Raw genomic sequence first — 20276 nt, 5'->3', positions numbered from 1 at the left:
CCGGGATCAGCGCACCGCCGGCCCTACCGTGGACCGCATGGGAGGCCAGGTTCTGGGTGGAGGCGTCATCGTCCTCGTCGCCGTCGTGCTCTGGCTCGTCTATCTCGTCCCCTCCTGGTACGGCCGCCATCAGTTCACCGCAGCGGAGCGCAACGCCGTCCGGCTGAACCAGGCCCTGCGCGTCCTGGCGGAGACGAGTGAGACCCCCGACGAGGTGCGGCTCGAACTGAATGCCCGCACCGCCCTCGCGCAGCAGCGGCTCGCGCGCCAGGCCCAGACCGAGCGCGAGCAGGCCGACCTCGACCGCGCCCGTGCCGAGCTCGCCGCGGCGACCCTGCAGGCGAAGGCCGACGCGGCCGCCGCCCGTGAGCGCGCCGCCGCCGAGGCGCGCGCCGCCCGGGAACGCCCCGAGGCCCGCCGCGCCCGTGCCCTCGGGCGGGCGCGTGTGATCGCCGGCGTGCTCGGTGTTGCGGCGCTCGGGCTCGCCGTCGGAGGTGGCTTCGCGGTCGCCGCCGGCGGCTCGGTGCTGCTCATCGCGGCATCCGTCGGGCTCGCTCTCATGACGCTCGTCGTGCTCCGCCGGGTGGCCGTCGTGCGGCGCCGCGCCGAGGTGCGGATCGTCGCGCCTGCCGCTGTCGCCCGCGTCACGGGCGACCTGCAGGACGTGTCGCTTGCCTCCGACCGCACCGCCTGGACGCCACGCGAACTGCCGCGACCTCTCACCGCTTCGGCGGGATCGCGCGCCGCCGTCGTCCTCGACGAGGTCGACGCCCGCGAGGCGCTTCGCCGCGCCGCCCTCGACGAGGCGATGCGGGCACGCGCGGAGCGTCAGCGCCCGCCGAGCATCCAGGCCGCGCGCGCGACGCGCCGCACCCACCCGGACGAGGAGTTCGCCGGGGGCCCCGCGGCCGGCGACGAGGCGATCGAGGCGCACGTGCGCCGACTGCTGGAACGGCGCGCCAGCGGCCAGTGACCGGCCAGTGATCATCACCGCCCGCCGGCGACGGCCGACGTGGGGTGAGGGTCAGCCGACGAGGAGGCGCCCGGCTGCGATGACGGCCTCGCGTGGTGGGGTGCGCACGAGCGCGTCCATCGGGTTCCCCGCGTCGAGCGGCACGAGGTCCGCGCGGTCGCCCACGGCGAGACGATTCGCGGGAAGACCCGCGAAGGGCGCCGACCCGCCGGCCGCGATCTCGACCACTCGGCGCAGGTCGTCGTCGCGCACGAGGCTCGATGCGCGCGCGTACTGCCACGCGATGCCGAGGAGGTCACCGGTGCCGTACGGGCTCCACAGGTCGCGGATGCCGTCGGTTCCGAACCCGAGCACGACGCCCACGGCATCCAGCTCGTCGAGCGGCAGCTGCGGCAGGCGCAGCGGCGCGACCGTCGTCATCGTGACCCCGAGCTCGCCCATCTGCGCGAGCAGGTCGCGGCGGCGCGCACGCTCGAGTTCGGCGACGGCGAAACCGTGGGCGATATTCACGCGTCCCTCGAGCCCGAGCTCGGCGACGCGGGCGAGGATCAGCTCGATCTGGAAGGCACCCAGATCGGCAGGATCGTGCAGGTGGATATCGACGCCCACACCGTGCTCCGCGGCGAGCCCGAGGATCGCGTCGATCTGGCCGACGGGGTCACGGTCGATCGTGGCCGGGTCGAGACCTCCGATGTGCTCGGCGCCGGCTTGTGCAGCGCGGGCGAGGAGGTCGAAGACTCCGGGGCGGCGGAGGACGCCGTCCTGCGGAAACGCGACGATCTCGACGGCGAGCGCGCCGTCGTAGGCCGCGACCGCCTCGCGCACCACGTCGATGCCGCGCAGACCCAGTCCGAGGTCCACATCGACGTGGGTGCGAATCGCGGTCGTACCGTGCCGCACGAGCTGATCGAGGACGTTCCGCGTGATCTCCACCGACGGCATCCCGATCTCGTCGCGTCGCGCCCGCTCGTGCCGGATCCGGCCCTCGGTGCCGCCCTCGCCGCCGTACGACTGCCAGGGGAGCCCCCACCACGACTTGTCGATGTGTGCGTGCGCGTTGACGAGGCCCGGGAGGGCGAGAAGGCCCCGGCCGTCGTAGGCGGAGCCGGCGCCCGCGGACGACGCGGCCGCGGAGGGGGATGCCGTCGTCGCCGCGATCTTGCTGATGACGCCGTCCGTGATCGTCAGATCGACCGGATCACCTCCCCACGGGCGGACGTTCCGGACGGTGGAGAGGGCGATCAGGGCGGAGCTCATCCCTCCATCCTGCCCTCGTGCGCCGTCATCTTCGGCCGAGTGAAACGCCGCCCGTCGCGCGTGATAGGCTCGTTGTCGTCTACGGGCCTATGGCGCAGTTGGTAGCGCGCCTCGTTCGCATCGAGGAGGTCAGGAGTTCGAATCTCCTTAGGTCCACCAACCGGAAGACATGAGAGAACCCCCGCTCGGCGGGGGTTCTCTCATGTTCGGGGGACGGCATCGGCCCTCCGGCATCCTCACACGCGCACGAGCATCTTTCCCGTGTTCGCGCCGTGCATCATGTCGAGGAACGCGTCGATCGTGTTCTCGATGCCGTCGACGATCGTCTCGTCGTAGACGATCTCGCCGGCGGCGAACCACTCCCACATCTTCGCCTGGAACTCCGGCATGAGGTGGCCGTAGTTCCCGACGGTGAAACCCTGGAGGGTCAGGGCGCGGGTGATGAGGTTCGCCATGTTCGACGGACCCTGCGGACGCTCGGTCGCGTTGTAGTTCGCGATCGCGCCGCACAGCGCGGCACGCCCGTTGTCGTTGAACGCCCCGAGTGCCGCCTCGAGGTGCTCACCACCGACGTTGTCGAAGAAGACGTCGATCCCCTCCGGAGCTGCGGCCTTCAGCGACGTGCGCACCGGCTGGTCTTTGTAGGAGAACGCGGCGTCGTAGCCGTAGCGCTCGGTCAGCAGCGCCACCTTCTCGGGCGTACCCGCCGATCCCACGACGCGTCCCGCGCCGAGGAGGCGAGCGATCTGCCCGGCCGCCGTCCCCACGGCGCCGGCCGCGCCCGATACGAACACCGTCTCGCCGGGCTGCAGGTGCGCGATCGCGGTGAGTCCGACGTAGGCGGTGAAGCCCGTAAGCCCCAGGATGTGCAGGCGGGTCGACAGCGGGATGCCGTCCACCTCGTCGACCTTCTGGAAGCGGCGCGCGTCGCCCTGCACGAGATCGCTCCAGCCGCGCTGGTGGAGGACGGCCGTACCGACCGGGAGCGCCTCGCTCTCCGACGCGACCACCCGCCCGACGGCGCCGCCGGAGATCACGGCGCCGATCTCGTACGGTGCGACGTAGGAACGAGCATCCGACATCCGGCCGCGCATGTACGGGTCGACGGAGACGAACTCGTTCCGCACCCGTACCTGCCCGTCCTCGAGCGGGGGCAACGGCTCCCTGACGATGTCGAAGTCGCCCGGAGTCGGCCAGCCGACGGGGCGGCGGGCGAGACGGATGCTCGTCGCCGTGTCGTCGGCATCCGTCATGCGCTCACCTGTGCCGCCTCGCGCGCGCGGAGGTCCTTCCGGAGGATCTTCCCCGAGCTCGACTTCGGGATCGCCTCGATGAACTCCACGCGGCGCACCTTCTTGTGCGGGGCGACCTGCTCGGCGACGAACGCCTTGACCTCGTCCTCGGTGAGATCGGCGCCGGGAGCTGCGACGACGAACGCCTTCGGGATCTCCTCCTTCTCCTCGTCGAGCACGTCGATCACCGCGGCATCCATGATCTTCGGGTGGCTGAGCAGCAGCGCCTCGAGCTCGGCCGGAGCGATCTGGTAGCCGTGGTACTTGATGAGCTCCTTCGCGCGATCGACGATCGTGAAGTACCCGTCGCGGTGCGCGACGGCGACGTCGCCGGTGTGGAGGAAGCCGTCGGGCTCGATCGTCTCCGCCGTCGCGTCCTCGCGGCCCAGGTAGCCGAGCATGACGTTCGGACCCTGCACGAGGAGCTCTCCGGGCGCCGTGAACCCGTCCTCGCCGAACTCCGTGATCTCCTCGCCCGTGTCGATGTCGACGAGCTTCGACACGACGTTCGGCAGCGGCACGCCGATCGAGTCGAGCGGGATGTCGTCGCGCTCGGGCGGCATCGCGTGGGAGACGGGGCTCAACTCGCTCATACCGTAGCCCTGCAGCATCGTCGCGTGGATGCGGCGGCCGGCCGCGTGCCCCGTCTCGCCGTCGAGGGGAGCAGCGCCGGAGAACACCGTGTGCACCGTCGAGATGTCGTACTCGTCGACGATCGGGTGCTTCGCGAGGGCGACCGCGATCGGCGGCGCGATGAACAGGAACGTGACCCCGTAGCGCTGGATGATCGTGAGGAACTCGACGAGGTCGAAGCGCGGCATCGTCACGAGGCTGGCGCGCTGGCGCAGCGCGAGGTTCAGGAGCACCGTCATGCCGTAGATGTGGAAGAACGGGAGCACCGCGAGCACGCGATCCTTCTCGCTCAGCGTGATCGAGATGCGGCACTGCTGGACGTTCGCCACGAGGTTCCGGTGGCTGAGCATCACGCCCTTGGGGTTGCCGGTCGTCCCCGACGAGTAGGGGAGCACGGCGATGTGCGTCGCCGGGTCGAACGTGACCTCGGGGGCCGGCTTCTGCTCGGCGATCAGGTCGCGCAGGCTCGGGTGGCCGTCGGCGCCGTCGAGGACGACCAGCTGCTCGGGCGGGATGCCGAGCGCCGCCGCGGCGGCCTCCGCCTGCGGCAGCATCGGCGAGATCGTGAAGAGCCACGTGGCCCCGGCATCCTTCAGCTGCTTCTCGATCTCGGCGGCGGTGTACAGCGCGTTGATCGTCGTGACGGTCGCTCCCGCGCGCAGGATGCCGTGGAACACCGTCGCGAACGCGGGGACGTTCGGGCTCAGGAGGCCGAGCGTCGTGCCGATGCCGACGCCGCGGTCGGCGAGGGCGCCGGCGAGCGCATCGATCTGGGCGCGGAGGGCGCCGTACGTCGTCTCGGCGCCCGAGGTCGGGTCGATGAGCGCGACGCGCCCGAGGTCGCTCTCATCGAGTGAACCGAACAGGTAGTCGTAGATGCTCGTGTCGGGGATCTCGACATCGGGGTACGGGCTGCGGAACACGGGCGGTCTCCTTCGACGGTGCACGGATGCCGGCGGCTTCGCCGGCTGGCTCCATCCTCGCACCACGACGAACCCGGTTCCACTGTTTGTGGAACCGGGTCCGCGTCGTGTCGCGTGTCCGGTGCGCGTCAGGCCGCCGTGGTCGCGAGGCGTTCCGCGGCGAGAGGGTCGCCGGCGCGCTGCTCCGCGGCATCCAGCGGGGTGATGCCCTGCGCGGCGGCCGCGTCGAACAGGCCCCGGAGCGTGTCGCCGATGCCGGCGACCCGCTCCATGATCTCGGCGCGCGAGCCCAGCCGCTTCGCCTCGAGGTCGAGGTAGATGACGCCGCCGGCGTTCACGACGAAGTCGGGGGCGTAGAGGATGCCGCGCGCCGCGAGGCGGCCGGCGCCGCTGCGGTCGGCGAGCGGGTTGTTCGCGGGGCCGCACACGGCGCGCGCGGCGAGGGCGTCGATGACCTCGTCGTCGAGGATGCCGCCGATGCCGGCGGGGACGAAGACGTCGGCCTCGACCAGGTGCTCCGTGCCCGGCTCGACCCATCGTGCGTCGAGGTCGGCGGCGAGCGCGCGCTTCGCGGGGTTCACGTCGGTCACGGTGAGGGCGGCGCCCTCGGCGGCGAGCCGCACCGCGAGGCGGCTGCCCACCTGGCCGAGGCCCGCGATCGTGATGCGCCGGCCTGCCACCTCGGGGGAGCCCGTGACGCGCTCGAGGGTCGCGCGAAGCGACTCGTAGACGCCGAGGCTCGTGGGACCGGCCGGCTCGCCCGAGCCGCCCGCCGAATCGGGGAGGCCGACGACGTGGCTCGTCCGCTCGCTCACCGTGAGCATGTCATCGGTCGTCGAGCCGACATCCTCGGCGGTGCGGTACAGGCCGCCGAACCTCTCGACCGCATCGCCGAGATCGAGGAATGCGGCGCGGCGGCGGTCGGCGTCGAGCGTCGTGCCGGGCGGGAGCGCGATCACCGACTTCCCCCCGCCGGCGTCGAGGCCCGCGGCGGCGTTCTTGAGGGTCATCGCCGCGGAGAGGCGCAAGGCGTCGCCGACGGCGTCGCTCCAGTGCGGGTACGTCCACAGGCGCGCGCCGCCGAGGGCGGAGCCGAGCGCCGAGGAGTGGAGGGCGACGGTGATGACCAGGCCGCTGCGCGGGCCGGTCGTCACCTCCACGCGTTCGTGGGTGAGATCGGGCAGGGGCAGGGTGTGCGTCATCGCATCCTCTTTCGGCTGGCCTTGTGGGCTGTGCTCTGCGGATGCCGCGGCGTTGCGGCATCCGCGAGCCATTCTGCCACCGCGCCGACGCCGCGTGGGGTGGCGCGGCGGACGCGTGTGCGGGCGGGCGTCCGCGGGTGGGCGTCTCGGTTCCTCGTTCGGTTCGCAGGACTTCTTGCGCGCAGGCGCGCTCCAGCCCGCATATCGACGCGCTTTCGCCAGAATCTCCTGCGAACCGAACACCGCGCGCCCGAGGCGCCGCCATCGGCTCCTCCCCAGGCGGGCAATCTCGCCAGTTGTCCACCGATCCGCACCTTCGGGTCCCGCGGGCGGGGTGCTCCCGGCACGATCCTGCACATGCTCCGTCGTCTTCGCATCCGGTCTGCTCCCCGCGCTCTCGCTCCCCGATATGTCCGGCGCCGCGTCGCCCGAAAGCTCCGGATCCCCGAACGCGCGCCGGTTCACACGCGTGAGGAACTCCTCGACGCGGGCTTCCGGCCCCGCGACCTCACGCAGGCCGTCCGCGACGGACGTCTCCTCCGCCCCCGGGAGAACACCTATCTCCTCCCCGACGTCGAAGGTGACTGTGTCGACGCGTGCCGGGTCGGAGGGCGTCTCACGTGCGTGTCCGAGCTGGCGCGGTGGGGCGTCTTCGTGCTCGATCGCTCCGCGCTCCACGTCGAGGTGCCGCGAACCGGCTCCCGACTCGGCAAGGTCGAGCGCGACGTCCGTGTCCACTGGACCCGGCGGCGGGCCGACGGGTGGGCGAGCGTCGACATCGTGGAGGCCCTCATCGAGGCGACGCGTTGCCAGCCGGTGCGAGCGGCCGTCGCGACGCTCGACTCGGCCCTGCATCTGGGACTCATCGGCGAGGCGGAGCTCGGCGAGGTGTTCGCCGCGCTGCCGCGCCGGCTCCAGTTCATCCGCGGACTGCTGGACGAGCGCGCGGAGTCGGGATCGGAGACGCTCATGCGGTTGCTGTTGCGGATGCTCGGATGCGAAGTGGAGATTCAGGTCCGGATCGACGGCGTCGGCCGGGTCGATCTGGTCATCGACGGGTGGCTCATCATCGAGTGCGACAGCCGGGAGTTCCACGAGTCCTGGGATCAGCAGCGCACCGATCGCCGCCGCGACCAAGAGGCGGCCGCGCGGGGGATGGTGACGTACCGCCCGATCGCGGAGGACATCTTCTGGCATCCGGAGCGCGTCGTGGCGGCGATTCGAGGTTTGCTCGCCATCCGGGGATGACGGCAGGGGCGGGAAGAGGCGAGAGGTGTGTTCGGTTCGCAGGAAATTTGGTGTCGTCCCGCGCGTTTCTGCGGCGCAACGGGGTCGCGCGTTGCAAAAGTCCTGCGAACCGAACGTGGCGGTAGGGTCGGGGCATGACAGGTGAGGCGGGCGACACGCGCGGCACGCGCGGCACGGGCGAGGCGGGCGCGAGCGCGCCGGACGGGCTCGGGGCGCGGAGCAGGCGCGTCCACGAGGCCCTCCGCGCGGCGGGGATCGGCGGCGAGATCGTCGTGCTGCCGGATGCCGCGGCCACGGCGCCCCTCGCGGCGACGGCGCTCGGCGTCGAGGTCGGCGCCATCGCCAACAGCCTCGTCTTCTGGTCGGACGGCGAGCCCCTGCTCGTGATGACCAGCGGAGCGCACCGCGTGGATACCGCGGCCCTCGCCGAGCGTCTCGGGCGGGGCAGTATCGTCCGTGCGACGCCCGACCAGGTGCGCGCCGCGACCGGTCAGGCGATCGGCGGGGTCGCGCCCACCGGGCACCCCGCGCCCCTCACGACGATCGTCGACGAAGCCCTCGCCGCGTACGACGAGATCTGGGCGGCGGGCGGCACGCCGCACACCGTTTCCCCACTGACCTACGACGAGCTCGTCCGGCTCACCGGCGGCACCGTCGCGCGCGTCGACTGACGGCACCCGCGCCAACCCCCGCGCCCCGTCAGCCCCCGCGCAACCCCCGCACCCCGTCAGCCCCCGCGCGTCGACGGAGCGCTACGGCCGCGAGCCCCGCACCTCCCATGCGGTGACGGCTGCCGCCGCCGACCACGCCTGCGGGCGGCACGCCGCGGGGTAGGGTGCGGGCCGCTCGATGGCGCCCGCGTCGTCGCCGGCGTGCAGCTCGGGCACACGGTACTCGAACGCCTCTGCGGCGGTAAGCATCCCGGCGACGAGCGCCTCGGCTTCGTCGATGAGCCCCGCACGCAGCATGCCGCGGGCGACGATCGCGGTGTCGTGGGTCCAGACGCTGCCGCCGTGATAGCTGAGCGGCCAGTAGCCGCCCGCCTCGGTCGACAGGGTGCGGAGCCCGAACCCCGACGACATCGAGTCTCCGACCAGGAGCCCGGCGACCCGTGCTTCTTCCTCGGGGGAGAGGATGCCGGTGCCGAGCAGGTGTCCGACGTTGCTCGTCAGGGTATCGACGGCGCGCCCGTCGCGGTCGAGGGCGATCGCCGGGTAGCGGCCCTCGGGGGTCTCGACCCAGTAGCTCTCGGCGAACCGCTCCTTCAGCGCTGCGGCCCACGACCGCACGTCATCGCCGCCCGGCCGCCCGAACCGATCGAGGAGCGCCGCCCCGCCGAGCGCGGCCTCGTACGCGTAACCCTGCACTTCGCAGAGGGCGATGGGCCCCTCGGCGAGCGACCCGTCGCGCCACTGGATCGAGTCACCTGAGTCCTTCCACCCCTGGTTCGAGAGGCCGTGGCCGGTCTCGTCGACGTAGTCGAGGAAGCCGTGTGCGCCGACGCTGTCGCGCATCCACGCGATCGCGGCCTCGAGCGTCGGCACGAGCGCACGGACATCGTCCTCGGGCATCCCCGCATCGGCGGCCTCGGCGAGAAGGCAGATCCAGAGCGGCGTCGCGTCGACGGTGCCGTAGTAGAGCGGCGGCAGCTCGATGCCCTCGCCCGGCATCGAGAGCGTGCCGGCGCGCAGCTCGTGCATGATCTTGCCGGGCTGCTCGGCGGTCGACGGGTCGTTCTTCGTCCCCTGCAGGCGCGCCAGGACGCGGAGGGTCGACGCGGCCATGCGTGCGTCGAGCGGGAGCAGCAGGCGCGCGGCCCACAGCGAGTCGCGGCCGAAGAGGGTGAAGAACCAGGGTGCGCCGGCGGCGAAGAACTCGTCCTCGGGATGGTCGGGCAGGGCGAGGCGAAGAGCGGAGAGGTCGCCGAGCGCGCGGTCGAGCCACCGCTCGAGGCGCGGGTCGGCGCCCGGGACGGTCACGGGGGTGTCCCACGGCGCCGCGCCGGAGGGTCCGCGGACGACGAGACTCGGGTCGTCCATCGCGACGTCCCACCGTGCGGATGCCGCGCCGCGAGCCGGCACCCGCAGTCGCCAGCTCAGGGTCACCGCATCGCCCTCGACGGCCACCGCGGCGTCCGGGGCGTCGATGACCGACGCCGCCGCACTCGCCGAGTGGGCGATGCGTACACCGGATGCCGTGGCCTCGGCATCCCACGACGCGTCTCCCGTGGCCCCGGACTTCACGATCTGCAGGGGAGAGAAGTCGGGGGCGAGGGTCACCTTGAGGCGCACCGTGACCTGCTCGGTCAGGTGCGAGCGCACCGTGAGGGTCTCGGTCACCTGTCCGTCGGACACGTGCCGCTCGCGGACGAGGCGCACCTTGGGATCGGGCCACTCGTCGTCGACGCCGCGCAGCAGCGCGTCGAAGCGCACGGTCTCGGCCGACGGCAGCGACCACGACACCCACTCGGGCTCAGCGAGCGCGCCCGACGCGCCCGCGTAGCGGAGCGATCCCGACCGGACGAAGCGCGTGTCGCCGTGGTAGATGCCGTCGATCGCGGCACCTCCCACCTCGCCGTCGGTGCCCGACCACGCCTGGGTCGGCGCCGACAGCGCGACGACCCGATCGGACAGGAACGGCTGCAAGAGTGCCGTCATCCCTTCACTGCTCCTTCGCTGGTGTTCATGATGCGTCGTTGGAAGATGAAGAAGAGCACGGCGACCGGGATCGTCATGATCGCCGCGGCGGCGAGTTTCAGAGGGTACTGCGTGCCCTGGCTGAGCTGCCCCGACGCGAGCGAAGCGACGCCCTTGGTCAGGGTCGTCAGCTGGGGCGACTGGGTCGACACGATGAAGTGGCTGAGCTCGTTCCACGATCCCTGGAACGACAGGATGATGATCGTGACGAGGGCGGGCATCGCCATCGGCAGGACGATCGACCAGAAGATGCGGAAGCTCCCCGCGCCGTCGATGCGGGCCTGCTCCTCGACCGACGGCGGGATCGACTCGAAGAAGTTCTTCATGATGAACACCCCCGCGGCATCCACCAGCAGCGGCAGGATCATGCCCGCGTACGAGTCGTACAGGCCGAGCTGGTTCAGCACGAGGAACTTCGGGATGAGGAGGACGACGCCCGGCACGGCCATGACGCCCACGACGAGCGCGAACACGACGCCGCGACCGCGGAAGTTCAGCCGAGCGAGCGCGTAGCCCGCGAGTGAGACGAAGAAGACGCGCCCGAGGGTCACGCAGATCGTCACGATCGCGGAGTTCGCGAACCACAGCGGGAAGTCGCTGTTGAGGAACAGGCGCTCGTATGCGGCCGTCGTGAACGTCTGCGGGATGAGGGAGATGGGGCTGATCGCCGCCTCCTGCTCGCTCTTGAACGACGTCGCCACCTGCACGAGGAACGGGTAGATGTAGATGATCGCGAGCGCGACGAGCAGGGCGTACAGGACGACCTGTCCGAGCGTGCTCTTCACGGTGAACCGGCGCCGGCGGCGCGGCACCGCGATCGGGGGCTGGTCGTGGATCTCGGCCTCGGTGAGGACGGTCGCGGCGCTCATGCGGCACCTCCGGTCGTGGCGGTCGCGGAGGAGGATGCCGAGGCATCCTGCTCGCGCGCGCGGTCCTTCTTCAGAGCGCGGTCGTAGGGTGCCGAACGGCGCTTGGAGACGGGCCGCTCGCGGAGCACCCAGCGCTGGACGATCGTGAAGAAGATGATGATGAGGAACAGGATGAACGCGATGGCGGCGCCGATGCCCCAGTTATTGTTCTGGAACGCCGCCGTGTAGGAGAGGTACGCCGGCGTCACCGTCGTCTTGGCCGGACCACCCTGCGTGCCGGTGTAGATCTGGTCGAAGACCTGCCAGCACCCGATGAGTCCGAGGGTCACGACGGTGAAGACGGTCGGACGCAGCTGGGGGAGCGTGATGTGCCAGAAGCGTTGCCAGCCGTTCGCGCCATCCATCATGCCGGCCTCGGTCAGTTCGTAGCCGACGTTCTGGAGAGCGGCGATGAACAGCAGCATGAAGGTCCCGCTGGTCGTGAAGACGGCCATGAGGATGAGCGCTGACATCGCGACGGAGGGGCCGGAGAGCCACTCCCACCACGAGATGCCGAGGAAGCCGCCGCCGGTGAGGGCGTCGGGACCGGAGCTGACACCGAGGCTCCCGAGGGCGACGTGGACGATGCCGCGGGGGTCGTTGAACCAGTTCGGTCCCGATCCGCCGAGCTGGGCGATGATCGCGTTGACGGGACCGGCGAACGAGAAGAGGAACAGCCACAGGACGGTGATCGCGACCGAGCTCGTGACCGAGGGGAAGTAGAAAGCCGTGCGGAAGAAGCCGCGCGCCTTGAGGATACGCCGGCTCACGAGCACGGCGAGGAACAGCGACAGCGCCGTCTGCAGCGGCACCACGAGCACCACATACCAGGCGTTGTTGCGCAGGGCGGTGCCGAAGTCGCGCTGGGCGAGCCCCGGCTCTGCCGTCACCGACGCGTAGTTGTCGAGCCCCACGAACGAGACGTTCGCGGAGAAGGGGCTCCCGCGCCCCGACCAGTCCGAGAAGCTCACCCACAGCGCCATGAGCACCGGGACGAGCAGGAACACTCCGAGGATGAGGATGACGGGCGAGACGAACAGCCAGCCCGCGCGGGCCTCTCCCCGGTGCACGCCGCGCGGATTGCCGCGACGGGCGGTGCGAGCGGAGTGCGGGGGAGAGGCCTGCGGCGGTGTCGCCTCGGCCGGGGCGGCGGGAGCGGTCATGGGATCAGCCGACGATGCCTTCGAGGTTCGTCTGCACCGACGTCAGGATCGCCGTCGGGTCACCCGTCTTGAGCGACTCGAGCTGCGCGTTGAAGTCGGAGAGGACGTCGGTGATGCCCTTGTTGGTGGGAACGCCCTGGGCGTAGTCGGAACCGGCGAGGAACGCCTCGAGGTCGGGGTTCTCGCTCTTCCACTCGTCGGCGGCGGACTGCACCGAGGGCATCGGACCGAAGGCCTTCGAGAACGCCAGCTGCTGCTCGGCGGTCGTCAGGTACTCGACGAGGTCGAGCGCGGCCTTCTGGTTGGGGCTGTCGGCGGCCATGCCCCAGCAGTTCGTGAACTGCAGGGTGCCCTTGCCGCCGGGGCCCGCGGGCAGTTCGACGATCAGCGGATCGACGTCGGGGTAGTCGCCGAGCGCACCGGTGATCCAGTTGCCCTCGATCGTCATGGCGCCCAGTTGCTTGCCGAACGCCTCGCCGCCCCAGCCCGCGCCCACGTCGGCCGCGAAGGCGAAGGAGCCGTCCTTCAGGTGCGTCTGCACGTAGGTGAGGGCCTCGACGTTGGCGTCGCTGTCGGCCTCGGCCTTCGTGCCATCCTCGGAGACGAGCCGGCCGCCCGCCTGCGCCATGAACGCGCCCACGCGCTGATACTCGCCGCTGAAGACGAGCCCCTTCGTGCTGCCGCTGGTGAGCTTCGCGGAGACATCGGCCAGCTCGTCCCACGTGGTGGGGATGTCGGCCTCGGTGAGTCCGGCCGCCTCCCACAGCCCCTTGTTGATCACGAGCTGCAGCGTCGAGAAGTCCTTCGGTGCACAGTAGAACTCGTCGCCGATCGTGAAGTTCTTCACGAGCGACGGGTAGAAGTCATCCTTGTTCGACAGCTGATCGCCGTACGCCTTCAGCGACCCGTTGTCGGCGTAGCCGGCCAGCGCCTCGGTCGACAGGTAGAAGAGGTCGGGCGGAGAACCCGCCGCGAATCCCTGGGAGAGCTGCTGGGTGAGGTCGGTCGCGGCGACCACCTTCGCGTCGACGCCGGAATCCTTCGACCAGGCGGCGACGGCGTCGGTGACGGCCTTCGTCTCGGCATCCCCGCTGGAGCCGATCATGATCGTCAGGGCGTCGTCGGACGAGGTGAGCTCTCCGCTGGCGCCCCCCGATCCCGAGTCGTCGAACCCCGATCCGCATCCGGTGAGGACCAGCGCGGCGGATGCCGCGAGCCCTCCCGCCGCGAGCAGCGTGCGTGCTGTGTGTCGCTTCATCGCATCTCCTTCGATCCTGCGAAGCCGGAGAGGGAACCGGCCCCGTCGTGACGTGACACCCCGTGGGCAGTTTCCATCGCTGGATCCGCCGCAAGAATTTGATCGTTCAAATTCGTGGGTTGGAAGATAACGTAGACGTCGACGCGAAGTGCGTCAAGACGGCGCAGGTCAAGATCAGGACACGATGAACCGGGCAGCGACGATCGAGGACGTCGCCCGCGAGGCGGGCGTCTCTCGGCAGACGGTGAGCAATGTGCTCAACGCACCGGACGTCGTGCGCGCGCAGACGCGCGAACGCGTGCAGGCGGCTATCGATCTGCTCGGCTACTCGCCGCACGTTGCGGCCCGGCGCCTGCGCACGCGCCGCAGTTCGACGATCGGCGTGCACCTGGATCCGTATGCCGGGGGCATCTCCGGTGTCGTGCTCGACCGCTTCGTGCACGCGCTCACCGAGCGCGCCGGCGAGCGGGGCCTGCGGGTCGCCCTGTATGCGGCGCGAACTCCCGAGGAGGAGATCCGCCGCATGGCCGACCTCCGCGACGGTGCGGAGGTCGACGCGATCGTCATCACCGGCACGTTCGCGGGTGACCCGCGCACGCGCTGGCTCCTCGACCATCGCGTCCCGTTCGTCTCCTTCGGGCGCCCCTGGGGCGAGGACGACTACGCGGAGCCCGCGCACCTGTGGGTCGACGTCGACGGGGCGGCGGGCACGGAGCAGGCCACGCGGCACGCCGTCGCCTCCGCGGGACCCCGCGTCGGCTTCCTCGGGTGGCCGGAAGGGTCGGGGACCGGTGACGACCGTGAGACCGGATGGCGGCGCTCGCTGCCGCGCGGCGCGGACGCCGTGCGCCTCGTCGCCCCGGAGAGCGTGGCGACGGCCCGTGAGGTGGTCGCCGACGCGCTCGCGCATCACGACCTCGACGCGCTCGTGTGCGCGAGTGACTCGCTCGCCGTCGGCGCGCACCTGGCCGCCGTGACGAGCGGGCGCACCGACCTCGAGGTCATCGGGTTCGACAACACCCCCGCCGCCGAGGCCCTCGGCCTTTCGAGCGTCGAGCAGCGCCCCGAGGATGTCGCATCGGGAGCGCTCGACCTCCTGATGGGCGCGGGGAGCGTCATCGCTCCGCGCGCGGCGGAGCCGGGCGGCGCGCACGTGCTCGTCGAGCCGCGCCTCGTCGTGCGCTGAGGATCGATCGTCAGCGGATCCGGCGGGCGAGTTCCGCGGCGGCGTCGGCGACGAGCGGCCTGATCGCCTCGGCCCGTGCCTCGTCGTCGGGCCACGTCACGGCGATCGCCGCCGCGGGCCACCCGGCGTGGTCGCGGACGGCGACGCCCACCGACCGGAAGCCGAGGGTGACCTCGCCGTCCTCGCTCGCGTACCCCTCCGCCCGCACGACGCGCAGCAGCTCGCGCAGCTCGGCGGGTCGGCGGGGGCCACGCCCGGTGCGGTCGGCGAACGCCGCGGCATCCGGATACAGCGCCCGCACCTGCGCGCGGGGGAGCGCGGCAAGCATCGCGCGCCCCGTCGCGGTGAGGTGCGCGGGAAGGCGGACGCCCACGTCGCTGACGAGGGCCGGGCGGCGCGGCGCCCGCTCCTCGACGATGTACACGACGTCGCGGCCGCTCATGACCGCGAGGTGCGCGCTCTGCCCGGTCGCGTCGGCGAGCGCGGCGACGAGCGGCCGGCCGAGACGCGCGAGGGGCTGTTGGCGCGTGTAGCCGCCGGCGAGCTCGAACGCCGCGGTGCCGAGCCCCCAGCGCCGGGCGTCGGTCAGGTGCACGACGAACCCGTGCGCCGCCATCGCGGAGAGCAGGTGGTAGACGCTCGAACGCGGGATGCCGAGCTGCTCCGCGATCGTCCGCGCCGCGACGGGACCCCGCTGACGCCCGAGGAACGACAGGATCCGGAGCGTCTGGTCGGCGGCGGGAACCTGCGGGGCGCCGGCCTCCTGCGGAAGATCGCTGTCTGGTATCACAGACACATACTGCCAGGGATGCCTGTGCGCAGCGGGCCGTGCGCGCTGGAATCGGATCATGACGACCGTTCCCGACACCGCACGCGACACCGCGTCCGACTCTGCGCGCACACGCCGCACCGCCCCCGTCCGCCTGGGCGAGCGTCCCCTGACGCCCGCCGAGGTCGTCGCCGTCGCGCGACACGGGGCGACTGTCGAGATCGCGGATGCCGCGCACGAGCGGGTCGCCGCGACGCGCGCCCTCATCGAGCGTCTCGCCGACGATCCGCAGCCGCACTACGGCATCTCGACGGGGTTCGGCGCGCTCGCGACGACGTTCATCGCGCCCGAACGGCGCCGCCAGCTGCAGGCATCCCTCATCCGCTCGCACGCCGCCGGCACCGGCGCGGAGGTCGAGCGCGAGGTCGTTCGCGCCCTCATGCTCCTGCGCCTGCAGACGCTGGCGACCGGCCACACGGGCGTGCGACCGGTCGTCGTCGACACCTACGCCGCGATGCTCAACGCCGGGATCACCCCCGTCGTCCGCGAGTACGGCTCGCTCGGGTGCTCGGGCGACCTCGCACCGCTCTCGCACGTCGCGCTCGCCGCGCTCGGGGAAGGCGACGTGCGCGACGGCTCGGGCGAGCTCCTCCCGGCATCCCTCGCCCTCGCGGAGGCCGGGATCGCGCCGCTCGTCCTCGAGGAGAAGGAAGGTCTCGCCCTCATCAACGGGACCGACGGCATGCTGGGCATGCTCCTGCTCGCCCTCCACGACCTCACGGTCCTTCTCGACACCGCCGACGTCGCGGCGGCGCTGTCGGTCGAGAGCCAGCTGGGGACGGATGCCGTGTTCGCCGCCGACCTCATGGCGCTTCGTCCCCAGATCGGGCAGGCCGACTCGGCCGCGCGCCTGCGGGCTCTGCTCGCCGGCTCGGAGATCACGGCGAGCCACCGCGACCCGGCCGTCTGCACGCGCGTGCAGGATGCCTACTCGCTCCGCTGCACGCCGCAGGTGCACGGCGCCGCGCGCGACACCCACGCCCACGCCGCGCTCATCGCCGCGCGGGAGCTCGCCGCGGCGGTCGACAATCCCGTCGTCACCTCCGACGGGCGGGTCGAATCCAACGGCAACTTCCACGGCGCGTCCGTCGCGTACGTCCTCGACTTCCTCGCGATCGCGGTCGCCGATGTCGCCTCGATCTCGGAGCGGCGCACCGACCGGGCGCTCGATCGCACCCGCAGCCACGGGCTGCCGCCGTTCCTCGCCGACGAGGTCGGGGTCGATTCGGGGCTCATGATCGCGCAGTACGCCGCGGCGGGGATCGTCTCCGAGCTCAAGCGCCTGGCTGTGCCGGCCTCGGTCGATTCGATCCCGTCATCGGCGATGCAGGAGGATCACGTCTCGATGGGTTGGGCAGCGGCCCGGAAGCTCCGCCGCGGTGTCGACGGCCTCGCGCGCGTGCTCGCGATCGAAATCGTGACGGGATGCCGCGCGCTGGAGCTCCGCGCCCCGCTCGCGCCCGCGTCCGCGACGGCGGCCGTCCGTGACCTCGTCCGCGCCGCCGGCGTCGACGGGCCCGGTCCCGACCGGTTCGTGAGCCCGAACATCGAGACGGTGACCGCTCTGGTGCTCGCGGGGGAGATCGCGTGCGCCGCGGCATCCGCGACGGCGTCGGAGGACGCACGAGGAGGACGGCGATGAGGGAACCGATTCGGGCGCCGCGCGGCGCCCAGCGCACCGCGAAGAGCTGGGGGGCCGAAGCCGCCAAGCGCATGCTGATGAACAACCTCGACCCCGAGGTCGCCGAGCACCCCGAGGATCTCGTCGTCTACGGCGGCACGGGGCGTGCCGCGCGCTCGTGGGAGGCGTACGACGCGATCGTCCGCACCCTCGACGCACTGGAGCCCGATGAGACGCTTCTCGTGCAGTCGGGGAAGCCGGTCGGCGTCTTCCGCACCCACGAGTGGGCGCCGCGGGTGCTGATCGCGAACGCGAACCTCGTCGGCGACTGGGCGACCTGGCCCGAGTTCCGCCGACTGGAGGAGCTCGGCCTCACGATGTACGGGCAGATGACCGCGGGGTCGTGGATCTACATCGGTACGCAGGGGATCCTCCAGGGGACGTACGAGACGTTCGCCGCGGTCGCGCGATCGCTGCCGCACCGCGAGGGGCACGACTCTCTCGCCGGGACCCTGACCCTCACCGCAGGGGCGGGCGGGATGGGCGGCGCGCAACCGCTCGCGGTGACCCTCAACGGCGGCGCGGTGCTGATCGTCGACGTCGACGCGTCCCGCCTCGAGCGTCGCGTCGCGCACGGCTACCTCGACGAGTACACGACCGACCTCGACGCGGCTCTCGCGCGCGTGACCTCGGCGCAGGCGGCGGGGGAGGCGCTGTCGGTGGGTGTCGTGGGGAACGCCGCCGAGGTCTTCCCCGAGGTGCTCCGCCGCCACCTCGCGGGCACGGTGCGCATCGACATCGTCACCGACCAGACGAGTGCGCACGACCCGCTGGCGTACCTCCCGATCGGCGTGTCCGTCGCGGAGTGGAAGGATGCCGCGGCATCCGACCCCGCCTCCTTCACCGATCGTGCGCGCGCCTCGATGGCGCAGCATGTCGCGGCTATGGTGGGGTTCCAGGATGCCGGGGCGGCGGTCTTCGACTACGGCAACTCGATCCGGCGCGAAGCGGAGCTCGGCGGGTACGACCGCGCGTTCGCGTTCCCCGGGTTCGTCCCGGCGTACATCCGGCCGCTGTTCGCGGAGGGGCGCGGGCCCTTCCGCTGGGTCGCGCTCTCGGGCGATCCCGAGGACATCGCGAAGACCGACCGCGCCGTCCGCGAGCTCTTCCCCGAGGACGCGGCCCTCGGCCGGTGGCTCGAGAAGGCCGGCGAGGCCGTGCACTTCGAGGGGCTGCCGGCGCGCATCTGCTGGCTCGGCTACAAGGAGCGCCACCTCGCGGGCCTGCGCTTCAACGAGATGGTCGCCTCGGGCGAGCTGAAGGGCCCGATCGTGATCGGCCGCGACCACCTCGACGCGGGATCGGTCGCGAGTCCCTACCGCGAGACCGAGGCGATGGCCGACGGGTCGGACGCGATCGCCGACTGGCCGCTGCTGAACGCGCTCCTCAACACCGCGTCGGGGGCGTCGTGGGTGTCGATCCACCACGGCGGCGGCGTCGGCATCGGGCGGTCGATCCACGCCGGGCAGGTGACCGTCGCCGACGGAACGGCGCTCGCGGCCGAGAAGCTCGAGCGCGTGCTGACGAACGACCCGGGAACGGGTGTCATGCGACACGTGGATGCCGGGTACGAGCGCGCCCGCGAGGTCGCGCGCGAGCGGGGGCTGCAGGTGCCGATGCTGAGCGAGCGTGCCCCGAGCGCGGAGCGGGGCGCGTCGTGACCGGTGTCGTCATCACGAACATCGGCGAGCTGACGACCAACGTCCTCGGGGCGGGCGACGACCCCGACGACCCGACCGGCCTCATCCGCGACGCCGTCCTCCGCCTCCCCCCACTCCCGCCCCCCACCCTCACCCACACCCCCACTCACCCCACCACCGGCCGCGAGACTGCATCTGCAGGTCGAGACAGCGGTCACTACCCGCTGTTTGGTCGCGCAGATGCAGTCTCGCGGTCATGGGTGGGGGAGGGGAGCGAGGTTGTGGATGCCGGAGGGCGCGCGGTCATGCCGGGGTTCGTCGACGCGCACACCCACCTCGTGTTCGGCGGGGATCGGGCGGACGAGTTCGAGGCGCGGATGGCCGGGATGCCGTATGCCGCCGGCGGCATCCGGCGGACGGTCGCCGCGACGCGCGCGGCGACCGAGGACGAGCTGCGCGCGCGGCTTGCCGGGTTCGTCGCCGAACTGCGCGCCCAGGGCACGACGACGTTCGAGATCAAGACCGGGTACGACCTCACGGTCGCGGGCGAGGAGCGTCTGGCGCGCCTCGCCCGCGAGGTCACGGGCGAAGTCACCTATCTCGGCGCGCACGTGGTGCCGGCCAAGTATGCCGACGACCGCGACGCGTACGTCGACCTCGTCTGCGGCGAGATGCTCGACGCCGTCCGCCCGCACGCGCGATGGATCGACGTCTTCTGCGAGACGGGTGCTTTCACCCCGGCCGAGACCGAGCGGATCCTCGCCGCCGGCGCGGCGGCCGGCCTCGGCGTGCGCCTGCACGGCAACCAGCTCGGCGAGGGCGAGGGCGTGCGGATCGCCGTCGCGCACGGCGCGGCATCCGTCGACCACTGCACGTATCTCTCCGATGACGATGTCGCGGCGCTCGCCGCGAGCGACACCGTCGCGACGCTGCTACCGGGGGTCGAGTTCTCGACGCGGCATCCGTATCCCGACGCGCGGCGCCTGATCGACGCGGGCGTCACCGTCGCCCTCGCAAGCGACGCCAACCCGGGCACGAGCTTCACCACCTCGATGCCGCTCATGATCGCCCTCGCCGTCCGTGAGATGGGCATGACCGTCGCCGAAGCGGTCTGGGCGGCCACCGCCGGGGGAGCGCGCGCGCTGCGCCGAACGGATGTCGGCCACCTCGGCCCGGGCGCGCGCGGCGACGTGATCGTGCTCGAGGCGCCGACGCGCACCCACCTGGCTTACCGCCCCGGCGTGCCGCTGATCCACGCGGTATATCGCGGGGGGATGCCGGCGCGCTGAGCGATCATCGTCTCCTCCACAGGCGACGAAACCTCGCGATCCATCCACAGATGGGCGAAACCGCACCTCCGCGCCTGCATCGGCCTGCAGGCTGGCCG

16 protein-coding genes and 1 tRNA gene are annotated in these 20276 nt (G+C 71.9%); 8 read left to right on the top strand and 9 right to left on the bottom strand.

Going from position 1 to position 20276, the window contains the following annotated elements:
- The first annotated feature begins 37 nt into the window (after positions 1-37).
- A complete protein-coding gene (locus tag ACRVYW_RS03315) occupies positions 38-973 on the top strand; it encodes a large exoprotein (protein WP_431801643.1) in 936 nt (311 codons plus the stop codon).
- A 51-nt stretch (positions 974-1024) separates the two neighbouring features.
- Here ACRVYW_RS03315 and ACRVYW_RS03310 read toward each other — a convergent pair whose 3' ends face one another.
- Complete coding sequence (locus ACRVYW_RS03310) at positions 1025-2230, bottom strand: amidohydrolase family protein (RefSeq protein ID WP_431801641.1); 1206 nt, start codon at positions 2228-2230, stop codon at positions 1025-1027.
- Positions 2231-2313: 83 nt separating this feature from the next.
- On the opposite strand from ACRVYW_RS03310, the gene ACRVYW_RS03305 reads away from it, so the two are divergent.
- A tRNA-Ala gene (locus ACRVYW_RS03305) sits at positions 2314-2389 on the top strand.
- Positions 2390-2466: 77 nt separating this feature from the next.
- On the opposite strand, the gene ACRVYW_RS03300 is transcribed toward ACRVYW_RS03305, so the two are convergent.
- The 3 genes from ACRVYW_RS03300 to ACRVYW_RS03290 all read right to left on the bottom strand — a co-directional run bounded on the left by ACRVYW_RS03300 (position 2467) and on the right by ACRVYW_RS03290 (position 6280).
- Complete coding sequence (locus ACRVYW_RS03300; protein ID WP_431801639.1) at positions 2467-3483, bottom strand: NADP-dependent oxidoreductase; 1017 nt, start codon at positions 3481-3483, stop codon at positions 2467-2469.
- Positions 3480-5078, bottom strand: coding sequence for an AMP-binding protein (locus ACRVYW_RS03295; RefSeq protein ID WP_431801637.1), 1599 nt, complete (start codon positions 5076-5078; stop codon positions 3480-3482). Before ACRVYW_RS03295 ends, ACRVYW_RS03300 begins: the two co-directional genes overlap by 4 nt.
- A gap of 128 nt (positions 5079-5206) precedes the next feature.
- Entirely contained in the window at positions 5207-6280 is a 1074-nt protein-coding gene (locus ACRVYW_RS03290; protein WP_431801635.1) for a Glu/Leu/Phe/Val dehydrogenase dimerization domain-containing protein, read from the bottom strand.
- Positions 6281-6904: 624 nt separating this feature from the next.
- On the opposite strand from ACRVYW_RS03290, the gene ACRVYW_RS03285 reads away from it, so the two are divergent.
- A complete protein-coding gene (locus ACRVYW_RS03285; protein WP_431801633.1) occupies positions 6905-7528 on the top strand; it encodes a hypothetical protein in 624 nt (207 codons plus the stop codon).
- 134 nt (positions 7529-7662) lie between these two features.
- Complete coding sequence (locus tag ACRVYW_RS03280) at positions 7663-8199, top strand: YbaK/EbsC family protein (protein ID WP_431801631.1); 537 nt, start codon at positions 7663-7665, stop codon at positions 8197-8199.
- Between the two features lie 81 nt (positions 8200-8280).
- Here ACRVYW_RS03280 and ACRVYW_RS03275 read toward each other — a convergent pair whose 3' ends face one another.
- From ACRVYW_RS03275 to ACRVYW_RS03260, 4 genes are read right to left on the bottom strand one after another with little or no spacing between them, the layout of a single operon-like run.
- Positions 8281-10185: a glycogen debranching N-terminal domain-containing protein gene (locus ACRVYW_RS03275; protein ID WP_431801629.1), complete on the bottom strand. Its 1905-nt coding sequence runs from the start codon at positions 10183-10185 to the stop codon at positions 8281-8283.
- Positions 10182-11093, bottom strand: a complete 912-nt coding sequence (locus ACRVYW_RS03270; RefSeq protein WP_431801628.1) for a carbohydrate ABC transporter permease — start codon at positions 11091-11093, stop codon at positions 10182-10184. Before ACRVYW_RS03270 ends, ACRVYW_RS03275 begins: the two co-directional genes overlap by 4 nt.
- A complete protein-coding gene (locus ACRVYW_RS03265; protein WP_431801626.1) occupies positions 11090-12295 on the bottom strand; it encodes a carbohydrate ABC transporter permease in 1206 nt (401 codons plus the stop codon). The genes ACRVYW_RS03270 and ACRVYW_RS03265 overlap by 4 nt, the downstream gene beginning before the upstream one ends.
- Positions 12296-12299: 4 nt before the next feature.
- Positions 12300-13553: a sugar ABC transporter substrate-binding protein gene (locus tag ACRVYW_RS03260; RefSeq protein ID WP_431801624.1), complete on the bottom strand. Its 1254-nt coding sequence runs from the start codon at positions 13551-13553 to the stop codon at positions 12300-12302.
- A 184-nt stretch (positions 13554-13737) separates the two neighbouring features.
- On the opposite strand from ACRVYW_RS03260, the gene ACRVYW_RS03255 reads away from it, so the two are divergent.
- Positions 13738-14739, top strand: a complete 1002-nt coding sequence (locus ACRVYW_RS03255; protein ID WP_431801622.1) for a LacI family DNA-binding transcriptional regulator — start codon at positions 13738-13740, stop codon at positions 14737-14739.
- 10 nt (positions 14740-14749) lie between these two features.
- On the opposite strand, the gene ACRVYW_RS03250 is transcribed toward ACRVYW_RS03255, so the two are convergent.
- Positions 14750-15535: an IclR family transcriptional regulator gene (locus ACRVYW_RS03250; protein WP_431801620.1), complete on the bottom strand. Its 786-nt coding sequence runs from the start codon at positions 15533-15535 to the stop codon at positions 14750-14752.
- 52 nt (positions 15536-15587) lie between these two features.
- Here ACRVYW_RS03250 and hutH point away from each other — a divergent pair, with 52 nt between their 5' ends.
- Genes hutH through hutI form a run of 3 tightly spaced genes read left to right on the top strand, consistent with a single transcriptional unit; the run spans position 15588 to position 20178 of the window.
- The gene (hutH, locus tag ACRVYW_RS03245) at positions 15588-17210 is read left to right on the top strand and encodes a histidine ammonia-lyase (RefSeq protein ID WP_431801618.1); all 1623 of its coding nucleotides are present in this window, start codon (positions 15588-15590) and stop codon (positions 17208-17210) included.
- A complete protein-coding gene (gene hutU / locus ACRVYW_RS03240; RefSeq protein ID WP_431801617.1) occupies positions 17207-18910 on the top strand; it encodes a urocanate hydratase in 1704 nt (567 codons plus the stop codon). Before hutH ends, hutU begins: the two co-directional genes overlap by 4 nt.
- Complete coding sequence (hutI, locus tag ACRVYW_RS03235; RefSeq protein WP_431801615.1) at positions 18907-20178, top strand: imidazolonepropionase; 1272 nt, start codon at positions 18907-18909, stop codon at positions 20176-20178. The genes hutU and hutI overlap by 4 nt, the downstream gene beginning before the upstream one ends.
- The last annotated feature ends 98 nt before the right edge of the window (positions 20179-20276 follow it).

Origin of the sequence: Microbacterium sp. bgisy203, from assembly GCF_965345155.1 — a bacterium.
Taxonomy (GTDB): domain Bacteria; phylum Actinomycetota; class Actinomycetes; order Actinomycetales; family Microbacteriaceae; genus Microbacterium.
Note: the sequence above shows the minus strand (reverse complement) of the source record. Positions and strands in the feature narration are given on the sequence as shown.

Coding starts and splice junctions, on each gene's coding strand:
- ACRVYW_RS03310 (WP_431801641.1), bottom strand. CDS start 2,230: ATGAGCTCCGCCCTGATCGCCCTCTCCACCGTCCGGAACGTCCGCCCG.
- ACRVYW_RS03260 (WP_431801624.1), bottom strand. CDS start 13,553: ATGAAGCGACACACAGCACGCACGCTGCTCGCGGCGGGAGGGCTCGCG.
- ACRVYW_RS03265 (WP_431801626.1), bottom strand. CDS start 12,295: ATGACCGCTCCCGCCGCCCCGGCCGAGGCGACACCGCCGCAGGCCTCT.
- ACRVYW_RS03255 (WP_431801622.1), top strand. CDS start 13,738: ATGAACCGGGCAGCGACGATCGAGGACGTCGCCCGCGAGGCGGGCGTC.
- hutU (WP_431801617.1), top strand. CDS start 17,207: ATGAGGGAACCGATTCGGGCGCCGCGCGGCGCCCAGCGCACCGCGAAG.
- ACRVYW_RS03315 (WP_431801643.1), top strand. CDS start 38: ATGGGAGGCCAGGTTCTGGGTGGAGGCGTCATCGTCCTCGTCGCCGTC.
- ACRVYW_RS03270 (WP_431801628.1), bottom strand. CDS start 11,093: ATGAGCGCCGCGACCGTCCTCACCGAGGCCGAGATCCACGACCAGCCC.
- ACRVYW_RS03300 (WP_431801639.1), bottom strand. CDS start 3,483: ATGACGGATGCCGACGACACGGCGACGAGCATCCGTCTCGCCCGCCGC.
- ACRVYW_RS03280 (WP_431801631.1), top strand. CDS start 7,663: ATGACAGGTGAGGCGGGCGACACGCGCGGCACGCGCGGCACGGGCGAG.
- ACRVYW_RS03290 (WP_431801635.1), bottom strand. CDS start 6,280: ATGACGCACACCCTGCCCCTGCCCGATCTCACCCACGAACGCGTGGAG.
- hutH (WP_431801618.1), top strand. CDS start 15,588: ATGACGACCGTTCCCGACACCGCACGCGACACCGCGTCCGACTCTGCG.
- ACRVYW_RS03275 (WP_431801629.1), bottom strand. CDS start 10,185: ATGACGGCACTCTTGCAGCCGTTCCTGTCCGATCGGGTCGTCGCGCTG.